At 48.6% G+C, this 2,942-nt stretch carries 2 protein-coding genes; both read right to left on the reverse strand.

The window, feature by feature from the left end; genetic code table 11:
- Positions 1 to 183 precede the first annotated feature (183 nt).
- Complete coding sequence (locus QMA35_RS21245) at positions 184 to 426, reverse strand: MafI family immunity protein (RefSeq protein WP_281649140.1); 243 nt, start codon at positions 424 to 426, stop codon at positions 184 to 186.
- Between the two features lie 8 nt (positions 427 to 434).
- On the reverse strand, positions 435 to 2,942 hold a 2,508-nt coding region (locus QMA35_RS21250; protein WP_281649141.1), incomplete at its 5' end, for a DUF637 domain-containing protein.

Consider the following 2,942-nt stretch of genomic DNA (forward strand, 5'->3'; position numbering starts at 1 on the left):
TGGTCGCAATCCAGTTTATCAACAGACTGATTTTCATCAATTAAAACAACTGGTTAGCTCTTAAGTAAGTGCCATTCCACTCCGACCCCTTTTCTCTGACCCCTTTTCTCTCGCTTTTCTCTCGGAGGTTGGTTTCTAAAGTTATCGGTGACCGTTTGCTCGTTTGGAATTTTCTCTGAGTCATTAATGCACTAAGGTCTTCAAATACCCTAAATCATCAAGCCCAACTTCTTTTCCAAGTAATAAAGCCTCAGCCAATTCATCTTCACTAATTGCTATCTCATTCTCTAATAAATTCTCACATAGAGTATCAAGAGCCAACTCATTCTCTCCATGATCCACATAGCTCTTAGAGAGACCTAGAAGATCACTCCCCATTCGTTCCCGAAAATTTTCACATAAAGATTTAATACGATCGGCTAACATTACAAACCTCAATCAACTAACTTCAGATTAGGGATAGGATCAGAATCCGGAAACCCAGTTACGACTCTTCCGGTAGCTGGCTCATATACAACCCTAATCCGAACGTTATCCCTAACTTCCCAAGCTACCCATTTAGCAGGCTTTCCTGACTTTGTATATTCTCCACCCGAGCCGGTTTGCGCGTACCATTTAGTGTTTGGCGATGTTGCAATATCGCCCACCTCATGGACTACCTTATCCCCACTCCACCCCTCAGGAAATGGAGTTTTACCTGGCTGGCCTGGCCATAAATGACCGCCGCTACCCGGCCCATCTCCCTCCAAAATATGCTTTCTAGACTCAGGAGATAGAACATCAACAAAATCACTATCTGAACCAACTCTACTTGATACCGAACCCGCATCATCAGCATTTTTACCTGCCGGTGCGCCAGGAACCCCAGTGACCTTACCAGATAAAACGGCTTTGGCCACAGAACTTGAGATACCGCCAGCCATCAGGCCCAACACTGTCAGGCGCTGAGTCGTAGTCCATTCATACTCATAAACGTAACCAGCTTCCTCTCCACGCCCCTGTAACTTCAGAAGTGCCTGATAGTAAGAGGCCATCTGCACATCATCAAGAGACCCTACATCAGAGCTAAGTACAGATTTTATTATGTATGCAGGAGCCCCTGCCAATGCATCAATGATAAGTTTGGTATCATTGACCAGCGTTCCATTGACAGCGGCATCATTGAATCCAGCTTGTTTTCCTGCACTAAACTTCTGAGTCCAGTTATCCAGACGAGTATGATCATAGTTGTCACTTATGTACTTCCTAACATCAGCATTATTCGAAAATGCTGAAAACAGCGGTTTCAGGTTGATCAGTTCATTTCTGTACTCTTCATTTGTGGCCGCAAAGAGATCATGCTGATCTCCCCTGTCATCAGGGTAGTAACCACTATATTGACTAGCTTCACTCAGAATAAAGCTTTCTGTTGAGAGATCGCGACCATTGATGTTGGTCCATTTCTCATCCAGCATGGCTGCAGCATATTGATTGAGTCGTACCGCAGCTTCTTCTTCCGTCAAGATGATCCCTTGGTCGGCTAAATACTTTTTGTAGCGACGAATACGATCTTTGTCTGCGAGAAAGACAACCTCATTCGGATGCAACTGCCGGTTATAACGATCTGTCTGCAATGCCTGGGTAACGGCTGTATCCAGCTCTTTCCCTGTTGCACCAGCAACGGCGACAGTAGCCAGAAGCGTGACAAGCTCATCGCCTTTCTTATCAAGTCCATTACTATCTAACCAGGGAGAAAGAAGCTCTGCGGTAGCGCCACCCAAAGCCCCACTGGCACAGTCTTTACCGCCCGCTTTTGCCTGAGCACAACCAACAACTGCATGAGCCAGGGTTTTCTGCCAGTCTCCTGCATCGATATCAGCGTTGGTTTGCTCAAGATTACCAATCTGATGCGTGAGCTGTTGTCCCGTCCAGTTAATAACGGCACTGGTGAGGCTGCTTTCAAGGTTGTCACCAAGGCTTCCTCCATGTATCGCTGTACTGACCCCGGCCCTTATCCCGGCATCGTACAATGCTTTTTCAACACTTGGGATTGTCGCGTTATTGGTAACGGCAAGGCCAGGCTCATAAAGCAAACCGGCAGTGACCATTGATGTGGCCAGGCTCTTGACTGATTCACTGGAACCCAGTTCCTGGAACACCGCACCAAGGTCTCCTTGGTTATTGATCGTACTAATAGAAGCTTGGCTGACCAGAGACGTCAGGCCAGCATTAGCAATAGCTCCTGCAAGCGTTGTTGTTGTTCCTACAGTACCAACACCAGTACCAAACGCCACATTGAGTGCAGCAGCTCCGGCCCCTGAGGTTAGAATTGCGATCGCAATAGCAATCACCGCCGCCGCAGGCCCGGTCAGCCCCTCACTCTCATAATCCCACTGGTCATGAATTTCCTGTACCCGGCTCCAGTCCACCCGTGGATCATTTTCCAGCTGGGCCATCCAGGCCAGTTCCGGGTTTTGTGAAAGCTGTTTTACACTTTCCTGCAGGGTTAAGCCTTCAATACCCTTGAAGTCTGCCTCAATGCGCTGGGCGGCAATGGTGAGCTCTGGGGTAATGATTTCGGTGTGTACAACGGTTTCATCGGTGCGGCCTTCACCGCTCGACTTCTGCCAGACTGTCCCGGTCTTGGATTTGTGTTCTTCGTATTTTTCACTGTTCTTGGCAGCCGCCAGGGTGACGGTGCCTTCGGCTTCCAGGTTAACCGCTTCTTCCCCTTCCAGGCGGCTGGCACGTACCAGAATATCTTCGCCAGATTGCACAGTGAGCGTTTCACCAGACGTCAGCTGCCCTTTCACCTGATCAATAGTGCTGGCATCAATGCTGTGGCTTTTGCTGCGTCCAAAGGAGCCTTTGGACTTGCTCTTGTAACTGAATTCCGCAGAGTCCTGAACTGAAACGATGGCTACGCCGTTTTCGGCCTGCAGGGTGAGGTCGCCCTCTGCGCT

Source organism: Parendozoicomonas sp. Alg238-R29, from assembly GCF_947331445.1.
Taxonomy (GTDB): Bacteria; Pseudomonadota; Gammaproteobacteria; order Pseudomonadales; family Endozoicomonadaceae; genus Sansalvadorimonas.